Source organism: Microbispora sp. NPDC088329 (assembly GCF_040685655.1).
In the GTDB taxonomy this organism is placed as follows: domain Bacteria; phylum Actinomycetota; class Actinomycetes; order Streptosporangiales; family Streptosporangiaceae; genus Microbispora.
Genome location: NZ_JBFBIP010000016.1, coordinates 139,084 through 157,858 on the forward strand (window position 1 = coordinate 139,084; position 18,775 = coordinate 157,858).

Annotated in this window: 16 protein-coding genes and 1 pseudogene; 5 read left to right on the forward strand and 12 right to left on the reverse strand. The window is 71.8% G+C overall.

The features are described from left to right. Positions 1 to 184 precede the first annotated feature (184 nt). Entirely contained in the window at positions 185 to 1,390 is a 1,206-nt protein-coding gene (locus tag AB0O28_RS27025) for a cytochrome P450 (RefSeq protein WP_363644816.1), read from the forward strand. A gap of 28 nt (positions 1,391 to 1,418) precedes the next feature. Here AB0O28_RS27025 and AB0O28_RS27030 read toward each other — a convergent pair whose 3' ends face one another. The 3 genes from AB0O28_RS27030 to AB0O28_RS27040 form a co-directional block, all read right to left on the reverse strand. Further along, positions 1,419 to 2,429, reverse strand: a complete 1,011-nt coding sequence (locus AB0O28_RS27030) for a hypothetical protein (RefSeq protein WP_363644818.1) — start codon at positions 2,427 to 2,429, stop codon at positions 1,419 to 1,421. Then, on the reverse strand, positions 2,426 to 2,755 hold the full coding sequence (locus AB0O28_RS27035) for a PadR family transcriptional regulator (RefSeq protein WP_142571211.1): 330 nt from the start codon (positions 2,753 to 2,755) through the stop codon (positions 2,426 to 2,428). Before AB0O28_RS27035 ends, AB0O28_RS27030 begins: the two co-directional genes overlap by 4 nt. Positions 2,756 to 2,872: 117 nt before the next feature. Then, positions 2,873 to 3,640, reverse strand: coding sequence for a helix-turn-helix domain-containing protein (locus tag AB0O28_RS27040; RefSeq protein WP_363644940.1), 768 nt, complete (start codon positions 3,638 to 3,640; stop codon positions 2,873 to 2,875). Between the two features lie 256 nt (positions 3,641 to 3,896). Here AB0O28_RS27040 and AB0O28_RS27045 point away from each other — a divergent pair, with 256 nt between their 5' ends. Continuing rightward, positions 3,897 to 4,559 (forward strand): DUF4097 family beta strand repeat-containing protein, encoded by a 663-nt coding sequence (locus AB0O28_RS27045; RefSeq protein WP_363644942.1) that lies wholly within the window; start codon positions 3,897 to 3,899, stop codon positions 4,557 to 4,559. A 35-nt stretch (positions 4,560 to 4,594) separates the two neighbouring features. Then, complete coding sequence (locus AB0O28_RS27050) at positions 4,595 to 5,824, forward strand: serine hydrolase domain-containing protein (RefSeq protein ID WP_363644820.1); 1,230 nt, start codon at positions 4,595 to 4,597, stop codon at positions 5,822 to 5,824. A 23-nt stretch (positions 5,825 to 5,847) separates the two neighbouring features. Here AB0O28_RS27050 and AB0O28_RS27055 read toward each other — a convergent pair whose 3' ends face one another. The 7 genes from AB0O28_RS27055 to mfd all read right to left on the reverse strand — a co-directional run bounded on the left by AB0O28_RS27055 (position 5,848) and on the right by mfd (position 14,865). Continuing rightward, a complete protein-coding gene (locus AB0O28_RS27055) occupies positions 5,848 to 6,792 on the reverse strand; it encodes a Ppx/GppA phosphatase family protein (protein WP_363644822.1) in 945 nt (314 codons plus the stop codon). Beyond that, positions 6,789 to 7,307, reverse strand: a complete 519-nt coding sequence (locus tag AB0O28_RS27060; RefSeq protein WP_363644944.1) for a DUF501 domain-containing protein — start codon at positions 7,305 to 7,307, stop codon at positions 6,789 to 6,791. The genes AB0O28_RS27055 and AB0O28_RS27060 overlap by 4 nt, the downstream gene beginning before the upstream one ends. A 146-nt stretch (positions 7,308 to 7,453) precedes the next feature. After that, positions 7,454 to 7,903, reverse strand: coding sequence for a septum formation initiator family protein (locus AB0O28_RS27065; RefSeq protein WP_363644824.1), 450 nt, complete (start codon positions 7,901 to 7,903; stop codon positions 7,454 to 7,456). A 263-nt stretch (positions 7,904 to 8,166) separates the two neighbouring features. Beyond that, positions 8,167 to 9,447, reverse strand: a complete 1,281-nt coding sequence (eno, locus tag AB0O28_RS27070) for a phosphopyruvate hydratase (protein ID WP_363644826.1) — start codon at positions 9,445 to 9,447, stop codon at positions 8,167 to 8,169. A 117-nt stretch (positions 9,448 to 9,564) separates the two neighbouring features. Beyond that, entirely contained in the window at positions 9,565 to 10,551 is a 987-nt protein-coding gene (locus AB0O28_RS27075) for a MazG family protein (protein ID WP_363644828.1), read from the reverse strand. 101 nt (positions 10,552 to 10,652) lie between these two features. Next, on the reverse strand, positions 10,653 to 11,315 hold the full coding sequence (locus AB0O28_RS27080) for a hypothetical protein (protein WP_363644830.1): 663 nt from the start codon (positions 11,313 to 11,315) through the stop codon (positions 10,653 to 10,655). Between the two features lie 52 nt (positions 11,316 to 11,367). Beyond that, entirely contained in the window at positions 11,368 to 14,865 is a 3,498-nt protein-coding gene (gene mfd, locus AB0O28_RS27085) for a transcription-repair coupling factor (RefSeq protein ID WP_363644832.1), read from the reverse strand. A 226-nt stretch (positions 14,866 to 15,091) separates the two neighbouring features. On the opposite strand from mfd, the gene AB0O28_RS27090 reads away from it, so the two are divergent. Continuing rightward, positions 15,092 to 15,823, forward strand: a complete 732-nt coding sequence (locus AB0O28_RS27090) for a methyltransferase domain-containing protein (RefSeq protein ID WP_363644834.1) — start codon at positions 15,092 to 15,094, stop codon at positions 15,821 to 15,823. 315 nt (positions 15,824 to 16,138) lie between these two features. Here the strand turns inward: AB0O28_RS27090 and AB0O28_RS27095 are convergent. Further along, positions 16,139 to 16,273 (reverse strand): annotated as a pseudogene (locus tag AB0O28_RS27095) (SigE family RNA polymerase sigma factor); the annotation flags it as partial. A gap of 64 nt (positions 16,274 to 16,337) precedes the next feature. Between AB0O28_RS27095 and cysC the strand changes: the two are divergent. Then, the gene (gene cysC, locus AB0O28_RS27100; protein ID WP_363644946.1) at positions 16,338 to 17,633 is read left to right on the forward strand and encodes an adenylyl-sulfate kinase; all 1,296 of its coding nucleotides are present in this window, start codon (positions 16,338 to 16,340) and stop codon (positions 17,631 to 17,633) included. 51 nt (positions 17,634 to 17,684) lie between these two features. On the opposite strand, the gene AB0O28_RS27105 is transcribed toward cysC, so the two are convergent. Then, a complete protein-coding gene (locus AB0O28_RS27105) occupies positions 17,685 to 18,716 on the reverse strand; it encodes a glycosyl hydrolase (RefSeq protein ID WP_363644835.1) in 1,032 nt (343 codons plus the stop codon). Positions 18,717 to 18,775: the final 59 nt, after the last annotated feature.

Consider the following 18,775-nt stretch of genomic DNA (forward strand, 5'->3'; position numbering starts at 1 on the left):
TGCCAGGTGAAAGGGGATGCGTCGGCCGGAATCCGGCCCTCGCGGCGAGGGCACCCCGACCGTCCCGCGCGGTTCGCGAGCGCGTGTCGCGGTGACCGCTCATCCCGGAATGGGCCCAAAACGAGGTCACACAGAGGAAGATTTCAATCTTTTCCGTCGTGCCGGAGGTGGGTACGTACCGCCCGTGTCCACCGACTCATGTCCTCCGCTGTTCGGCCCCGCCTTCGACGCCGACCCCTATCCCGCCTACGACTGGCTGCGCCGGAACGCGCCGGTGACCCGCGTGCCGCTGCCCGGCTGCGAGGCGTGGCTGGTCACGCGGTACGAGGACGCCGTGACGGCGCTGACCCATCCCGCCCTCGCCAAGGACCCCGCGGCCGGTTCACCCGAGTGGCGGGCCGCCGGTCTCGGCCTGCCCCTGGACCACAGGCCGGGGCTCGCCCGCCACATGCTGAACGCCGACGGAGCCGACCACGCGCGGCTGCGGCGGCTCGTGAGCACCGCCTTCACGCCCCGGCGGATGGCGGCGCTGCGCACCCGGGCGCTGGAGGTGACCGACGCGTTGCTCGACCGCCTCGACGGCCCGGAGGCGGACCTGATCTCCGGCCTCGCCTATCCCCTGCCGATCACGATCATCTGCGACCTGCTCGGCGTGCCCGAGGAGGACCGGGCCACCTTCCATCACCACGCCTCCGTCATCGACTCCGCGGCGGCGTCCGAGGTCGAGGAGATCGCCCGTGCCACGGACGCCCTGGAGGCCTTCCTGGCCGACCTGGTCGAGCTGAAGCGCTCCCGGCCGGGCAACGACCTGCTCACCGACCTCGTACGGCGGTCGAACCAGGGCGAGATCGACAAGGACGAGCTGACCTCGACCGCGTTCCTGCTGCTCATCGCGGGCCACGAGACGACCGTGGCGCTGGTCGGGAACGGTCTGCTCGCGCTGCTGAGGCATCCCGGCCAGGCGGCGGCCCTGCGCGCCGACCCCTCCCTGCTGCCGGACTTCATCGACGAGATGCTGCGCTACGACGGCCCCGTACGCAACGCCACCTGGCGCTTTCCCACCGAGCCCGTGGTGATCGGCGGCCAGGAGATGCTGCCCGGGGAGGCCATCCTCGTTTCACTGCTGGCGGCCAACCGCGACCCGGCGGCGTTCGCCGACCCGGACGCGTTCTCCCCCGGCCGGATCGGCGAACCGCATCTCGCCTTCGGCCGGGGCCCGCACTACTGCGTCGGCGCGGCCCTGGCCAAGGTGGAGGGAGAGGTCGCGATCGGCCGGGTCCTCGAACGGTTCCCCGATCTGGCGCTCGCCGCAGACCCCGCGGACCTGACGTGGTGGCCGAGCGCCATCATGCGCGGCCTGTTCTCGCTTCCGGTCCGCCTGCGCGCCTGACGTTCCGCCCCCGGCTCCGTCCGTCCCCCTACCGGTGCCGGCGGGACGGTGTGACGGAGGGCGACGGCTCGGCGGAGGGTGAGGGGGAGGGCGCCGCGGAGGGCGTGGGCGACGACGCGGGCGACGATGTGGGGGCCGGTGCGGCGGGCGCGCAGGTCGCCCCGGCGCGGTACTCCACGGGCCGCAGCGGCAGCGGGTAGGCGTGGCGGATGGGCGGCTCGCCGTCACAGGGGACGTCGATCGTCTGGCCGAACATCTCCGGACTCACCATGATCGGGTTGCCGTCCTGGTCGTAGAGCCGGACGTTACGCAACGGCGTCCCGTCCTCCGCGTACGGGAAGATGTTGTAGACGTCTCCGCCCAGCGAGGCCACCCGGTTGACCCGTTCCACCCGCATGCTCGGCGCGTACACCTCCGGCTGGGGGCCGTAGTCGAACGCCACGCTGCGCGACGACGTGCTCGGGACGTCGGCCATCGCCGTGATCACGAGGACCGCGGCCAGCAGGTTGACCCCGAGCAGCAGCACGCGGCCCGAGCGCGACGGCCGCGCGCGGCCCCGCCGGCCCAGCCACACCGAGCCCCAGATGACCGCCAGCGTGAACACCCAGGCGGGGAGGTCGCCGGGAATGAGGCCCGGGGCGCTGATCGGCGCGAGCACGCCCAGCGCGATCGCATAGCCCCGCAGCACCCACCACGCGGGACGCAGCTCGGGGGCGAAGGCGGCGGCCTGGCGGTAGGGCGGCAGCACGAGCAGCCGCGTGTGAACCCGCCGGACTGCTCGGCTCATGCTCTCGCGCAGCCGCCCGCCCAGGGAGGAGCCGCCGTCCGACGGCCGCCCGCCGTAGGCGGCCCGAAGCTCTGCCGCGTACGCCTCGGGGCTGCCGAGCCGTTCCTCCAGCGACATGCCCGGCTCGGCGGCGACCTCGGCGAGGTGCTCGTCCAGGTCCTCCAGCAGCGCGTCCCTGTCACGAGCGGGAAGATCGGCGAGCGCCTCGCGTACGGCGGTGGCGTAGTCCTGGGGCGTCATGGGGGGATTCATCCCGGATCGACCTCCTTGAGCAGGTCGTTCATGGTGGCGGCGAAGGACGTCCAGGTCTTCGCCGAGGTCTGGAGGAGCGAGCGGCCCACGTCGTTCAGGCCGTAGTACTTGCGGTGCGGCCCCTCGTCGGAGGCGACCACATAGGAGGTGAGCGCCCCGGCCTTGAAGAGCCGCCGCAGCGTCCCGTACACCGAGGCGTCGCCGACGTCCTCCAGCCCCGCCTCACGCAGGCGGCGTACGACGTCGTATCCGTAGCTGTCGCGCTCGGCGAGCACCGCGAGGACCGCCAGGTCGAGAACCCCTTTGAGGAGCTGGCTACTGTCCACGCACCGCACAGTACTGTGCAATGCGAAATAGCGTCAAGATTCCAGGTCCGAGAGCCGCGCATCAGCCGGGCGGCCGTCACCACCGGTGGCCAACCTGGCACAGCGGCCCGGCCGGCTCTAAATCATGTCGTGTCCGTGATCGGAACTCGGCGCGGCGGCGCCGTCCGAGATCGTTCCGGTTCCGGCGTAGAGGACCTCGCGGGCCTGCTCCGCGGCGCGGATGAGGTTTTCGGTGATGAAGTCCTGGAAGCGGGCTACGTTTTCGAGGCGCACGGCGGCCGGAGTGCCGGGGCCGAGGACTCTGGCACCCTGCCGTGCGGCCTCGGCGAGCTGGTCGTTGGACCGGGCGCTGCGGATCACCGACTGATACCAGAGGTCGTCGTCGACGACGTAGCGCTCGCGGCGGCGTTCGTCGCGTTCCCTGCGGATGAGGTCCAGGCCTGCGAGGAACGTGATCGCCTTGGAGACGGACGCCGGGCTGACCTGGAGGCGCTGGGCGAGTTCGGAGGCGGTGAGGCTGCCGGTGTCGGTGGTGTAGAGGCAGCCCAGCACACGGGCCATCATCTTGGGCAGGCCCGAGGTCATGAAGACGGTGGTGAGGGTCTCCTGATAGTCGCGCACGACTTCGGGGTCGCGTCCGTAGGGCTGCGGGGAGGCCTGCGCCCCCCGGGGCGTGGCCTGCCTGCGCCGGTGGGTGCGCTGCTGCGTGGCGCGGTGGGCAAGCTCGGCGCGATAGCCGGTGGGGCCGCCGTTCCGCGACACCTCACGCGTGATCGTGGACGTCGGGCGGCCGAGAAGGCGGGCGATCTCGGCGTAGGCCAGGCCGTCGGCCAGACCCACCGCGATCTGCTGGCGCTCCTGCTGGGTGAGCCTGCCTCCCGGCATCACGACCCCCTTCGTGCCCCACGGGGGTGCCCATGAGGCCGCTCGGCGTTCCTCGACGCCTCCCACCATAGCGTTCAGCTTCATTGCATTGCAATGACCGATCAGTCGTCATTGCGTTAGCATCGACGGTCGTTGCAACGATTTCAGCGCCCCTACCTGCTTTAATGCCTTCTTTGCGCAACGAGTACGTTGCCAAGTTTTGAAAGGCAACGTAGCGTTTCCGTTGTCAGAAACGACACGGCACAAGGAGCGCATGATGCAGAAGTTCGACACCCCCGCCCCGATCTCCGCCGTCCTTCACATCCCCGCGGGACGCGTTCAGGTCATCGCCGCGGACCGGGCCGACACCACCGTCGAGGTCCTGCCCGCGAACGCCTCCAAGGGCCGCGATCTGAAGGCCGCGGAGCAGACCTCGGTCGAGTACGCCGACGGCGTCCTGCGGATCGAGACCACGGGGAAGAACCAGTACCTCGGCCCGGCCGGAGCCGTCGAGGTGACGGTCAAGCTGCCCGCCGGTTCCCGCGTCGAGGGCCGGGCTGCCGGCGCCGAACTCCGGACCGTCGGCCGCCTCGGCGACGTCGCCTTCGAAGGCGCGTACCGCCAGATCAAGCTCGACGAGACCGCGAGCCTCCGCCTCACCGCGACCGACGGTGACGTCGCGGTCGGCCGGCTGGGCGGCCCCGCGGAGATCAGCACCGCACGGGGCGACATCACCATCGCCGAGGCCACGGGCGGCACGGTCGTGCTCCGCACCCAGTCCGGCGACATCTCGGTCACCGCCGCCGCCGGTGTGCCGGCCTCCATGGACGCCGGCACCACCCACGGCCGCATCACCAACGCACTCGAGAACGACGGCACCGCCGCGCTCGAGATCCACGCCACCACCGCCGACGGCGACATCACCGCCCGCAGCCTCTGACCCCCAGATCGAAATAGCGCGCAAGGAGATTCATCATGGAAACCGGCAACAACGGCCTGTCCGCGGCAGGGCTGCGCAGGGTGCGCGAGGTGCTGGCGCGGCATGTCGAATCGGGGAAGATTCCCGGCCTCGTCGCCCTGATCGGGCGGGGTGACGAAACGCACGTCGAGGCGATCGGGACGATGCGCCATGACGGTGGCGCGCCGATGCGCCGGGACACGATCTTCCGGATGGCCTCGACGTCCAAGCCGGTCACGATCGCGGCGGCGATGGTCCTGCTCGACGAGTGCAGGCTGCGGCTGGACGACCCGGTCGACCCGTGGCTGCCGGAACTGGCCGACCGGCGGGTGCTGAAGCGGTTCGACGGCCCGCTGGACGACACCGTGCCGGCGCGGCGGCCGATCACGGTGCGGGACGTGCTGACCTCCACGTTCGGACTCGGCATGGACATGACATCGCTGGGCACTCCGATCATGGACGCGGTCTTCGAGCGGGGCCTCACGCCCAACCTGCCGGAGCCGATGCCCGAGCCGGACGAGTGGATGCGCCGCCTGGGCGAGCTTCCGCTGATGCACCAGCCCGGAGAGCGCTGGCAGTACCAGATCAGCAGCGATCTGGTCGGTGTGCTCGTCTCCCGGGTCGCGGGCCAGTCGTTCGAGGAGTTCCTGCGCGAGCGTGTCTTCGAGCCGCTGGGCATGATCGACACCGGTTTCCACGTCCCCCCCGGCAAGATCGATCGGCTGCCGGTCCTCTACGCCCCCGACCCGGGGACCGGACAGTTTCTCGTATGGGACGAGGCCGAGAGCGGACGGTGGAGCGAGCCTCCGGCGTTCCAGGGCGGCGGCGGCGGGCTGGTCTCCACCGCCGACGACTACCACGCCTACTTCCGGATGCTGCTCAACGGCGGAGTGCACGAGGGAAAGCGGATCCTGTCCCGGCCCGCCGTCGAGCTGATGACCACCAACCGCCTCACGCCCGGGCAGCAGGCCGCCCGGGACGCCATGGCCAGGGACAACGTCCATGTGTCCCACGGTCAGGGGCAGCACGGCGGCTGGGGCTTCGGGATGGCGGTGCGGACCTACCGCGGCGACTACGCGTCCGTCGGCCAGTTCGGCTGGGACGGCGGAAGCGGCACCGCGACCTACGCCGACCCGGCCATGCGGCTCACCGGAATCCTGCTCACCCAGGTCGGAGCGTCCACCCCGGATTCGACCCGGCTCATCCACGACTTCTGGACCACGCTCTACCAGGCCGTCGACGACTGACACCGGACCGGCGCCGGGTCGGGTCAGATGGTGAGGGACCAGGCGATGCCGTCGAGGATGTCGTGCTCGCTCACCACGACCTCCGAGAAGCCGTAGCGGCGGACGATGCGGTCGAGGATGAGCGCGCCCGCGCCGATGACGTCCACCCGTCCCGGGTGCATGACCGGGATGGCCGCCCGCTCATCGTGCGTCATGCGCAACAGCCGCGCGGACACCTCGTGGACCCGCTCGGCGGGAATCCGCGAATGGTGGATGCGCGCGCGGTCATAGGCGGGCAGGCCGAGCGCGATACCGGCGACCGTGGTGACCGAGCCCGCCAGGCCGACCAGCGTCCGCGCCGTACGCACGGGGACGCTCCCCTCGACCCGGTCCATGGCCGCCTCGATGTCGGCGACGGCCGCCTCCACCGTCTCGGCGCCCGGCGGGTCGTCGCGCAGGTGGCGCTCGGTCAGCCGTACACAGCCGATGTCCACCGACAGCGCGCCCTCGACGGACCGGGAGCCGACGACGAACTCGGTGGAGCCGCCCCCGATGTCCACCACCAGATAGGGCGTCTCGGCGGCGCCGGCCCGGGCCAGGCCACGGGTGGCGCCGGTGAAGGACAGCCGCGCCTCCTCGTCACCGGTCACCACCTCGGGTTCCACTCCGAAGACGTCCCGTACGCCGGAGACGAAGTCGGCACGGTTGGCGGCGTCACGGGTCGCCGAGGTGGCGACCACGCGGACCGGCACGGGATCGTCCGGGGAGTGTTCCCTGATCAGCTTGGCGTACCCGCGCATGGCGGTGAACGTCCGCTCCAGGGCCTCCGGCGCGAGCCGCCCCGTACGGTCGACGTCCTGGCCGAGCCTGACGATCTCCATCCGCCGCTCGACGTCGGTGAGGTCGTCTCCAGATATGTCCGCGATGAGCAGCCGGACCGAGTTGGTCCCGCAGTCGATGGCCGCGACCCTCTTCGTACCCACGCTCATCCCTCCTGGTCTCCCGGCTTCTCCACGGCCACGCAGGGCCCGTCGGCCCACCAGTCGGGCAGCGCGTCCAGGGCCTCCCGGCCGAACGGGTTGACCCCCGGCGCGGCCAGCTCGTGGGCGACCAGCGCGTGCAGGCACTTGACCCGGCCCGGCATGCCGCCCGCGCTCTGCATGTCGCGCAGCAGCGGTTCCAGCCCCTCCTCGTCGGCCGCGCGGTCGCGGCGGGCGACGTAGTCCTCGTGGGCCGCCCGGTAAGCCTCGGCCAGTTCGGGGTCCTCGGCGAGCCGCGCCTGCATGCGCTTCATCAGGCCGGACGACTCCAGGGTGCCGATGGCCGAGGCGGCTTTCGGGCAGGTCAGATAGAACAGGGTCGGGAACGGCGCGCCGTCGGGCAACCGCGGCGCGGTCTCCAGCACGTCGGGCAGCCCGCAGGGGCACCGGTGGGCGACGGCCCGCACTCCGCGCGGCTGCCGCCCGAGCTGCGCCCGCGCCGCCTCCAGATCCACGGGGTCCACATCGCCCGCGTGGGCCACGTGGGCCGCCTGCTCGTCCGCCACGTCGATCTCCTCGCCCTTCACGATTTCCGCCGCGATGTGCACGGCGGTGCGCGCCGTGGACGGCCGGCCGCCCCGGCCGCCGCTCCTCGCGGCGTCCGCGACCCTCATCCCGCCGCCGGCGCCGACGGGGACGCCGACGGTGCCGGGCTCTGCTGCTGACCTTGGGGTACGGCGGGCCGCCCCTTGTCGGCCGCTTCGAACGACCGCCAGAGCGTGACGTACCAGGCGGGCCGTTCCGGCGGCTTCGTCCCGGCCTTGGCGGCGGCGGCCGGCTCCTCGTCGAGCACCTGGTAGCAGTCCGCGCCCGGCTCGCAGTAGAACAGCCGCTCCTTGGCCAGGCGCTTGATGTAGTCCGGATCCTCCAGCCGCCGGCGCCGCTGCTCCAGGTTCTGGAGCTTGCGCAGCGCGTTCGCCTGCTGCGCCTCCAGCTGGGCGATCTGCCGGCGCTGGGCGACGTACTCCCGCACGGGGTAGGCCAGGCTCATGGCGATGGCGCACACGACGACCGCGAGGATCGCCGCGCGCCCGGTGAGCTGCGGCCGCTGCGCCGCCACGAAACCACCCCTCCCGGTCGGTCACCGTATGGCCCGGTCACGGCCACACTAACCGCCCGTCCCGGCCGTCCACGCCCGGACGGGCACGGCGTCGCCGCGCCACACGTCCGGGGCGTGTCCAGCCGGGCTACCCCGGTATCCCGCCGGCCATGCCGGTGCGCCTGGGCGGTGTCCGGCGAATGCCGTCCGTCACGAGCGTGGATCCAGGTGGATGCATCGCGCCGCCCGGGCCGCGCGCGGCAGGGCCTTGATCTGTCGGCGACCTAGCCCTGGAAACGCGGGAAGGCGGCGCGTCCGGCGTACCGCGCGGCGTCGTCGAGCAGTTCCTCGATGCGCAGGAGCTGGTTGTACTTGGCCACCCGGTCGGAGCGGGCCGGAGCGCCGGTCTTGATCTGGCCGCAGTTGGTGGCCACGGCGAGGTCGGCGATCGTGGTGTCCTCGGTCTCGCCGGAGCGGTGGCTCATCATGCAGCGGTAGCCGCTGCGGTGGGCCAGGTCGACCGCGTCGAGGGTCTCCGACAGCGTGCCGATCTGGTTCACCTTCACCAGCAGCGCGTTGGCCGCGCCCTCGGCGATGCCGCGGCCGAGCCGCTCGGGGTTGGTGACGAACAGGTCGTCACCAACGAGCTGGACCTTGGCGCCGAGCGACGTGGTGATGGCCTTCCAGCCCTCCCAGTCCTCCTCGTTCAGCGGGTCCTCGATGGAGACCAGCGGGTAGGAGCGGACCAGGTCCTCGTAGAAGGCGATCAGCTCGGCGGACGACACGCCCTTGCCGTCGATGGTGTAGACGCCGTCGTTGTGGAACTCGCTGGCCGCGACGTCGAGCGCGAGCGCGATGTCCTGGCCCGGCGTGTAACCGGCCTTCTCGATGGCGACCAGGATCAGGTCGAGCGCGTCGCGGTTCGACGGCAGGTTCGGCGCGAAGCCGCCCTCGTCGCCGAGGCCGGTGGCGTAGCCCTTCTCCTTGAGCACGCCCTTGAGCGTGTGGTAGGTCTCCGCGCCCATGCGCAGCGCCTCGGAGAACGTCTCGGCGCCGATCGGCGCGATCATGAACTCCTGGATGTCCACGTTGGTGTCGGCGTGCGCGCCGCCGTTCAGGATGTTCATCATCGGCACGGGCAGGATGTGCGCGTTCGGCCCGCCGACGTAGCGGAACAGGGGCAGGTCGGCGCTGTCGGCGGCGGCCTTGGCGACGGCCAGCGAGATGCCGAGGAGCGCGTTGGCCCCGAGGCGGGCCTTGTTGGGCGTGCCGTCCAGGTCGATCATCGTCTGGTCGATGAGACGCTGTTCCTCGGCGTCGAACCCGATCAGCTCGTCGGCGATCTCGTCGGTCACGCCGAGGACGGCCTTCTCGACACCCTTGCCGAGATAGCGCTTCTTGTCCCCGTCGCGCAGCTCGACGGCCTCGAACTGACCGGTGGAGGCGCCACTCGGAACGGCGGCGCGGCCGGTGCTGTAGTCGTCCAGCAGTACCTCGACCTCGACCGTGGGGTTCCCACGGGAGTCGAGGATCTCGCGGGCGGTGATGGCCTCGATGGCAGCCACGAACGCTCCTAGCAAAATGGCGGGCGGTTTGCCACCCGAGCCTATCGGTCCCTACTACCCGGTACGGCGCAGGGGCCGCCCGTTCACGGCGTGTCCGGGCGCGGTCCGATGGCAGGGTCAGCCGTTTGAGGCGCTGGGGCCGGTCGAGCTCTCCCACTCCTCCACGCGCCGCCGATACTCCCTGGCCGCCGCCCTCAGCTCGGCCTCCGGGTCGAGCCCCGCGTCCTGTGTCTCCCGTACGAGCGCGAACAGGCGGGCGCCGGCGGCCGGGGCGAGGTCGTCCGCGAGGGAGGCGGGCGCGCCGGCGCGCCCGGCCCGGCGGAGGAGCTGGGCGGCCAGGGAGACCGCCGGCTGGCCCATGGGCACGCCGCTGAGCGCGGAGGCGGACTCCCCCTTGGCGGCCCGCTCGGCCGCCTTGATCGTCTCCCAGTTGTCGCTGACCTCACCCGCGCCGGAGACCTCGACCTCCGCGAAGACGTGCGGGTGGCGGCGGACCAGCTTCTCCACGATGCCGTCGGCGACGTCGTCGATGTCGAAGCCGTCCCCGTCCGCCCCCATCCGTTCCTGCGCGAGCCGGGCGTGGAACATCACCTGAAGCAGCAGGTCGCCGAGCTCCTCGCGCAGCGGCGGACCGTAGTCGCCCTCGTGGATGGTCTCCAGCACCTCGTAGGCCTCTTCGACCAGGTACGGCACGAGCGACTCATGCGTCTGCTTGCGGTCCCAGGGGCATTCACGGCGCAGCCGGTCCATCACCTGGACGAGATCGAGCAGCCGGGCGCCGGGCAGGTCGTAGGAGCCGGGGACGACCTCGATCTCCGGCGGCTCGTCCAGGGAGATCGCGGCATGGCCGACCGCGCGCATGAAGTCCTCGTCGCCGTCCTGCGCGGCCAGCCACACCACCGTCCCCGTACGGCTCTCGCGGGCGAGCGCCCGGGGGTCGGGGGTCACCACCTCGACCCGGACGCCGGCCTCGTCGAGATAGGGCAGATAGGGGTGGTCCGAGGTGCCGGTGAGCACCCGCTCTCCGGTGAGGGCCTTCCACGCCGCGGGCGTGAGCAGGCCCGGAGCGACCCGGGGCGATGTGGTCACCACGATCAACGCCATGCCCTCACCCTAACCACCCCCGTGCGTGATCAGGCAAATGCGTGATCACGCACGGAAACGGCCAGGCCGGCCGCGTGCCGCGGAAGAACTACACGATCACGTCAGCCGGCTGCGCCCGCGGCGTCTCCGCCCGCCGGGGCGTCGCCCACCGGGAGCCCGCCCGCCGGGGCCGTGCTCGCCGCGCCGAAGCGGTCGTCGGGCACGAAGATCGCCTGCTCGGGGTCGTACTTGCCGTAGCGCGGGCTGTACTTCACCGGCACGGTGGAGTCGGCCTCCTGGACGACCTTCTGGACCGCCGCCTGCTGGCTCGCCTCGTCCTGGCCGGCGCCGGCCTGCTGCATCAGCCTGATGCGGATGACATAGGCGCGCAGGAAGTCGCGGGCCCGGTCCGTCGGGATGCCGCTGGCCAGCAGCATCTTGCTGAACTGGGGCCAACCGCCCTGCGCCGTGGCGAGGTTGTCGATGTCCCGGTCCGTGGCCGTGACGCCCTTGCGCCGGCCGAACTCCTGGAACTGCCTGCTGAAGCTGATGTTGAGCAGCACCATCTGCGTCAGCGAGGCGGGCAGCCGGAGCTGGTCTTCGGGGATCTTGTTGGCCGCCAGGTCGGCGCGCAACGCGCGGACCTCGTCGTTCAGCTCACTGGAGGTGATGCGCTCCTGGCCCACGATGGCCGCGGAACCCGCCTGCACGGGGCCGCCGCACGCGGTCACGGCGATCCCGGCCGCCGCCAGCGCCACGGCGACGCGCACTCGATACGACTTCACGGACGATCCTCCCGAACGACACCGGCCACGCATATGTTGACAATTTCGCGGGTCACTGTACCCGCATCGACTCCAGGAACAGGGCCTCGACCAGGTCCCCACACCATTTCAGCAGGTCGAGGTCGCGTAGTGGCTGACCGCCGATCGGCTTGGTCTTGGGCACCGGCACGAGCAGGATGCCCGTCGCCTGCTTCCAGATGGAGCGGGGGTAGAGCCGCTGCAGCCGCACCTGCTGGGAGTCCTTCAGCTCGACGGGCGCGAACCTGATCTGCTGGCCCTGCAGCGTCACGTCGGTCAGCCCGGCCTTGCGGGCCTTGATCCGGAAACGCGCCACCTCCAGCAGGTTGTCCACCTCCTGGGGCGGCCTGCCGTATCGGTCGGTGAGCTCGTCGCGGACCGCCGCGATGTCGTCCTCCGAGCCGATGGCCGCGATCCGCTTGTACGCCTCGAGGCGCAGCCGCTCGGAGGTGACGTAGTCGTGCGGCACGTGGGCGTTGATCGGCAGCTCGACCTTGACCTCGGGCCGCTCCTCCACCTTCGCCTCGCCCGCGAGCTTGGACTTCTGCTCCTGGACGGCCTCGGCCATCATCCGGACGTACAGGTCGAAGCCGACGCCCGCGATGTGGCCGGACTGCTCGGCCCCGAGGATGTTGCCGGCGCCGCGGATCTCCAGGTCCTTCATCGCGACGTACATGCCCGCGCCCATCTCGGTGTGCTGGGCGATCGTGGCGAGCCGCTCGTGCGCGGTCTCGGTCAGCGGCGACTCCGGCGGATAGAGGAAGTAGGCGTAGCCGCGCTCGCGGCCCCGGCCGACCCGGCCGCGCAGCTGGTGGAGCTGCGACAGGCCGTAGTTGTCCGCGCGGTCCACGATGAGCGTGTTGGCGTTGGGCACGTCCAGGCCCGACTCGACGATCGTGGTCGACACGAGCACGTCGAAGCTGCGCTCCCAGAAGTCCACCATGATCTTCTCGAGCTGGGTCTCGTTCATCTGCCCGTGCGCGACCGCGATGCGCGCCTCCGGCACCAGCTCGCGCAGCCGCGAGGCCACCTTGTCGATCGTGCGGACCCGGTTGTGGACGAAGAACACCTGCCCGTCGCGCATCAGCTCGCGCCGGATCGCCGCCCCGATCTGCTTCTCGTCGTACGGCCCGACGAACGTGAGGATCGGGTGCCGCTCCTCGGGCGGGGTGAGGATGGTCGACATCTCGCGGATGCCGGTGAGGCCCATCTCCAGCGTCCTCGGGATCGGCGTGGCCGACATGGCGAGCACGTCGACCTGCGTGCGCATGTGCTTCATGGCCTCCTTGTGCTCGACGCCGAACCGCTGCTCCTCGTCCACGATGATCAGCCCGAGGTCCTTGAACTTCACCTCGGGCGACAGCAGCCGGTGCGTCCCGATCACCACGTCGACCTCGCCCGTACGCAGGCCGTCGAGGGTCGCCTTGACCTCGCCGTCGGTCTGGAACCGGGAGACCGGCTTCACCGCGACCGGGAAGGCGGCGAACCGCTCGCCGAACGTCGACAGATGCTGCTGCACCAGCAGCGTCGTCGGCACGAGCACGGCGACCTGCTTGCCGTCCTGCACCGCCTTGAACGCCGCCCGCACCGCGATCTCGGTCTTGCCGTAGCCGACGTCGCCGCAGATCAGGCGGTCCATCGGGACGGGCCGCTCCATGTCGCGCTTGACCTCGTCGATCGCTTCGAGCTGGTCGCCCGTCTCGGCGTACGGGAAAGCGTCCTCCATCTCCCGCTGCCAGGGGCTGTCGGGGCCGAACGCGTGGCCGGGCGAGGCCATCCGGGCCGAGTAGAGCCGGATCAGCTCGCCCGCGATCTCCCTGACCGCCTTCTTCGCCCGGGTCTTGGCCTTGGCCCAGTCGGCCCCGCCCATCCGGTTGAGCGTCGGGGCCTCGCCGCCGACGTAGCGCGTGACCTCGTCGAGCTGGTCGGTCGGCACGTAGAGCCGGTCGCCCCTGGCGTACTCGATCACGAGGTATTCGCGGGTCGCGCCCTGGATCGTGCGCTGCACCATCTCGATGTAGCGCCCGACGCCGTGCTGCTCGTGCACGACGTGGTCGCCGACCTTGAGCTGGAGCGGGTCGACCATGTTGCGGCGGCGCGACGGCAGCCGGCGCATGTCCTTGGTGGACGCCTTCTGGCCGACGAGGTCGAGGTGGGTCACCACGGCGACGTCCGGCGTGATGAAGCCGTGGTCGATCCGGCCGGTCGTGACCTGCACGACGTCCTTCGGCGGCGGGCCGTCGAGGGCCGGCACGAGCCGCGCCGCCACGTCGACGCCCTTGAGCAGCTCGACCATGCGCTCGGCCGGGCCGTGCCCCTCGCTCAGCAGCACGACGGCCTTGCCCGCGCCGAGCCAGCCCTTGATGTCGGCCAGTGCCCGCTGGGTGTCGCCCCGGTAGGCCTCGACGTCCTGCGCGTCCAGCTCCGCGCCCTCGCCGAAGGGGGCGATGCTCCACCACGGCTGGCCCAGCTCGCGGGCGTGGTCGCGCACCTCCTCGAGCGTGCGGAAGGCGGCCGCCTCCAGGTCGATCGGCGCCTCGCCGCCCGCCGCCGCGGCGATCCAGGACGCCTCCATGAACTCCTGGCTGGTGTGGACCAGCTCGACGGCCCGGCCACGGATGCGCTCGGGATCGCAGACGAACACCGCCGACCGGATCGGCAGGTGATCGAGCAGCAGGTCCATCTTCCCGGCGAGCACCGGCGCGAACGCCTCCATGCCCTCCACCGGCACGCCCTCGGCGAGCTGGTCGAGCACGTCCTTCAGCGCCGGGTGCTCCTCCCCCAGCTCGCGGGCGCGCCGCCGTACGTCGTCGGTGAGCAGCAGCTCACGGCAGGGCGCGGCGAACAGCCCGTCCTGGGCGACCTCCAGCGAGCGCTGGTCGGCCACCTTGAACCAGCGGATCTCCTCGATCGTGTCGCCCCAGAACTCCAGCCGCAGCGGGTGCTCCTCGGTGGGCGGGAACACGTCGAGCAGGCCGCCGCGCACGGCCACCTCGCCGCGCTTTTCCACCATGTCCACCCGGTGGTAGCCGTTCTCGACCAGCCGGGCCACCACGTCGTCCAGGTCGGCGTCGTCGCCCGCGCGCAGCCGTACGGGCGCCAGGTCGCCGAGGCCGGCCACGATGGGCTGGAGCAGCGAGCGGACCGGGGCCACCACGACCCGCAGCGGGCCGGCCGCCGGGTCGCCCTCGACCGGGTGCGCCAGCCGCCGCAGCACGGCCAGGCGCTGGCCGACGGTGTCGCTTCGCGGCGACAGGCGCTCGTGCGGCAGCGTCTCCCAGGCGGGGAAGACGGCCACGGCGTTCTCGTCGACCAGGCTCGTGAGCGCGGCGGCGAGATCCTCCGCCTCGCGCGCCGTCGCCGTGACGGCCAGCACCGGCCGTACGCGGGACAGCGCGGCCACGGCGAACGGCCGCAGCGCCGGCGGCGCCACCAGCTCGGCGCCGGGATGGGCGGCCTGCCCGGCGGCGTCGAGCGCGGCGGCCAGCCTGGGTTCGGCGGATACGAGGTCGAGCAGTCCGGAAAGAGACATCGATGCCTTCAAAAGCCCCGTGACTAAGACAGCCGGCGTGCGGACGCGACCCCGTTCATCCGGCCGATCCCCTGACGGAGGGGATCGGCGAGATGCTCCCAACCGGGCCGCGGCTACCAAGGCTACGCCCTGTCCCCTCGCCTCGCTCCGGTCGCTCCTCGGTCCGGACATGGCGGGTGACGGCAAATGCGCCACTGAACGTCGTCAAATGATTACTCTCAGTGGCATGACAGAGGTTCGGTTGTCGTCCGCCGACCAGGACGACGTGTTCAGCCAGCGGATTCGCGAGCAGTGGACCGACCAGCTCGGGCGGCGGCTCGACATCCTCATCGCCGGTTGCGGCCGGGGCGGCGCCCTCGACGTGGGGCGCTACGAACCGAGGATGACGGGGGTAGACGAGGATCTCCCGCCCCTGCGGGCCCACACCGCCAACCGCGGCGACCTGGAGGCGTCCTATCTGGGCGACCTGCGTCTCGTGCCGATCCCGCCCCGCTCCTTCGACGTCGTCTACGTCTCGTTCCTGCTCGAACGCGTCCACCACGCCGAGCTCGTGCTCGACCGGCTCGTCGCCGGTCTGCGCCCCGGCGGGCTGCTGCTGCTGAAGATGCGCGACCGCAAGTCGGCGTACGGCTTCTGCGACCGGGTGACCCCCCGCTGGCTGCGGCGGGGATTGTGGCGCACGCTCGCCCCGGCCGGGTCCGTGGGGCCGCTTCCCGCGGTCTACGAACCGCTGGCCTCCCGCGAGGGCATCCAGGCGTACTGCCTGATGCGCGGGCTCATGATCGCCGAGGACTACTCGGCGGTGAGCGGCCCGGCCCGGCGGGGGCCGCACGGCGGTCTGGTCGCGGTGGTCTGCCGGGCCGTAGCCGCGCTCTCGCGAGGCGGGCTCAACGGCACCGAGGACGAGATCACCATGGTGATCCGCCGTCCGCAGAACCACTTCGCCCGCCTCATCTGAGCCGCTACAACCGGGCCACTACAACCGGGCCGCTACCGGCGAGCAGCGTGCCGTCGGGCGACACGCCCGCCTTCGACTCCGTGTCGACGTAGCCGGGAGGTGCTGGCCGTCTGCCGGTAGGGCTGGACGGGCACCACCACCGGCGGGCCGCCGACCCGCGCGGTCGGCGAGGTCGCCGGGCACGTGGACCTCTCGCGACCACTCCTCCAACGTCTGCTTCAGCATCCGGGGCGTCATGAGATCACCTCACTCAGGCGCAGATCGGCGAGTTCCGGCGCGGTCGTCCGCAGCCGGGCGAGGGACCGGTGCGCGGTGCTTGGCCAGAGCGGTCTGCAGCAGGTCCTCCGCGGAGTGCTGGTCTCCTTCGGTCAGCAGATAGGCCAGCCGCGTGAGCGCCGGCGCGCGGGCCGACACGAATTCGCGGAATCGTCGCTCTTCTGCGGCGTCCACGAGCACCTCCTCGGATTAATGTCTGCCTGTGGACGCCCGGAGCACCGGCGCGCTATGCGTGCGGTTGCAAGTAAGGTGCGTATCCGACCCACCGAGCTGCGCCCCAGACCAAGCTGGGACCGATCGAGCGGAAACGGAAGCAATGACCGAGTGGACGCCCGACGCACGTGAGCTGGCGGACCTGGAGCTGCTGTTGTCCGGGGCGTACGCGCCGCTGACCGGCTTCCTCACCTCGGCCGAGGTGGAGAGCGTGGCCGAGCGCGGGCGGCTGCCCGGAGGGGCGTCCTGGCCCGACCCGATCACGATCGCGCTCCCGGACGAGTTCGGGCCCGGCGACCGGGTGACACTCAAAGACCCCGAGGGCGCGGCGGTCGCGGTGCTGACCGTCGTGGAGCGGGACGGCCATCACGCCGCCGGGCCGGTCGAGGCGCTCGACGCCCCCGTGTACGGTCCGTTCTCCCGGCTGCGCCGTACGCCGGAGGAGGTCCGCAAGGACCTGCCCGACGGCGAGGTCCTCGCGGTGACCATGCGCGGGCCGCTCGACGGCGCCGCGCTGGACGACGTGGCGGCGACCGCCGAGGAACTGGACGCGACCGTGCTCCTCATGCCCCTCGTCTTCGGCGAGGGCGGCCCGGCCGTGGTGCGCGCCGCGCTCAAGGCGGCCGAGCGGCTCCCGGGGGCGACGGTGGTCGCGGTGCCGCTCGCGCCGCGCGAGGACACCGAGATCGACCTCGAACTCCGCGAGCACGTGGCGCGCAACTACGGCGCCACCGAGCACTACGCCGGTCCCGCGCCGATCACGATTCCCGGGCCGCCGCACAAGCGGGGGCTCGTGGTGTTCTTCACCGGGCTGTCCGGCTCGGGCAAGTCGACGATCGCCCGGGGCCTGCGCGACGCGCTGCTCGAACGCGGTGGCCGCACGGTCACCTACCTGGACGGCGACGTCGTGCGGCGGATGCTGTCGGCCGGGCTCACGTTCTCGCGCGAGGACCGCGACCGCAACATCCGCAGGATCGGCTTCGTGGCCGCCGAGGTGGCCCGCCACGGCGGCCTGGCCATCTGCGCGCCCATCGCGCCGTACGCCGAGACCAGGGACGAGGTGCGGGCGATGGTCGAGGAGGTCGGCGGCGACTTCCTGCTCGTCCACGTCGCCACTTCCCTGGAGGAGTGCGAGCGCCGCGACCGCAAGGGCCTGTACGCCAAGGCCCGGGCCGGGCTGATCCCGGAGTTCACCGGGATCTCCGATCCGTACGAGGAGCCGGAGGACGCCGACCTCGTCCTCGACACCACGGACATGACGATCGAGCGCGCGGTCGGCGCCGTGCTGAACCTCGTCACCTCGGGCGGCTGGGTCCGCTGAGGCGTCCGCCGGGGCGTCCGCCGACGCGCCCGCCGGGGGTGCGCCGCAGGCTCAGGAGGGCGGCACCGGCGTCGACGTGAAGCGGGGCAACCGCCCCAGCTGTGTGAACGCCCGGGTGGCACCCGGCGTGGTGTCGAATCTGGTGTCCCCCCGGGGCGCCAGCGGCGAGTCGAAGTAGACCAGCGCCTTGATCTGCGGGTAGTCCGCGATCTGGCGCCGGACCGACTCGAAGAAGTCGCGCTTGAACGCGGGTGCCCCGCGCCGCTCGAAGGCGCCCCACTCGGCCACCATGATCGGCTTGGCCGGGAACCTGGCCTGCATCCACCGGTAGAACCCGGGCCAGCCCGGCGCGTCGGGCCGGGTCTTGTCGACCAGCCCGGCGAAGTCGCTCACCCGGTCGTCCGCGTACGGGTCGAAGGCCACCCAGTCGACCACGTCGTCGCCCGGATAGAGCCGGCCGAACCACGGCTTGGCCGCCCAGTTGGGCGCGCCCATATAGGTCATGACGGTCACCGCGTTGCGCACCCCCTGCTGCCGCAGGCGGGTCACCACGTGGCGATACATCGCGACGTAGTCGGCGGGCGAGTAGCCCCCGCCCTCGCGCACGTCGTTCTCCGGCTCGTGGTGGATCGTGAGGAAGAACCGGCCGGGGAAGGTGCGCCGGATGTGCTCGGCGAGCCGGTCGACGCGCCCGTCCACCTCGCCGCGCGCGACCTCGGCCCACGTGTGGTCGAGCGCCGGCTTCCAGTTCACCAGCAGCAGGCGGGGCCCCTTGGCGATCTCCCGCTCCTCGGCGGTCGGGAAGAGCTCCCCGCCCCGGTGGTAGACGTGCACGATGTCGGCCCGGCGGCCCATGCGCCGTTCGGCCAGGTCCACCGCGCGGACCGGTCCGCGTCCGGAGAAGACGTCGGGCGCGATCCCCCACCACGCCCCGCACGTCGGGATGAGCTTGTCCGTGACCGCGCAGGCGACCGGCGTCGTCCCGGCGCCGCCGCCCGGCACCCGCCCGCTCGTGGCGGTGCCCGTGCAGGCCGTCGCGCACACCCCCGCCGCGAGTACGGCCACGCCGGCGATGAGTCTCATCGCTCCCCCTTTTCTCGGCAGACCTGGCAATGAACGGATGGGCAAACACCATCCCATCA

Excerpts from the sequence above, each read along its gene's own strand:
- AB0O28_RS27045 (WP_363644942.1), top strand. The coding sequence starts at position 3,897 with ATGCAGAAGTTCGACACCCCCGCCCCGATCTCCGCCGTCCTTCACATC.
- AB0O28_RS27050 (WP_363644820.1), top strand. The coding sequence starts at position 4,595 with ATGGAAACCGGCAACAACGGCCTGTCCGCGGCAGGGCTGCGCAGGGTG.
- AB0O28_RS27030 (WP_363644818.1), bottom strand. The coding sequence starts at position 2,429 with ATGAATCCCCCCATGACGCCCCAGGACTACGCCACCGCCGTACGCGAG.
- AB0O28_RS27105 (WP_363644835.1), bottom strand. The coding sequence starts at position 18,716 with ATGAGACTCATCGCCGGCGTGGCCGTACTCGCGGCGGGGGTGTGCGCG.
- AB0O28_RS27075 (WP_363644828.1), bottom strand. The coding sequence starts at position 10,551 with ATGGCGTTGATCGTGGTGACCACATCGCCCCGGGTCGCTCCGGGCCTG.
- AB0O28_RS27040 (WP_363644940.1), bottom strand. The coding sequence starts at position 3,640 with ATGCCGGGAGGCAGGCTCACCCAGCAGGAGCGCCAGCAGATCGCGGTG.
- AB0O28_RS27055 (WP_363644822.1), bottom strand. The coding sequence starts at position 6,792 with ATGAGCGTGGGTACGAAGAGGGTCGCGGCCATCGACTGCGGGACCAAC.
- mfd (WP_363644832.1), bottom strand. The coding sequence starts at position 14,865 with ATGTCTCTTTCCGGACTGCTCGACCTCGTATCCGCCGAACCCAGGCTG.
- AB0O28_RS27090 (WP_363644834.1), top strand. The coding sequence starts at position 15,092 with ATGACAGAGGTTCGGTTGTCGTCCGCCGACCAGGACGACGTGTTCAGC.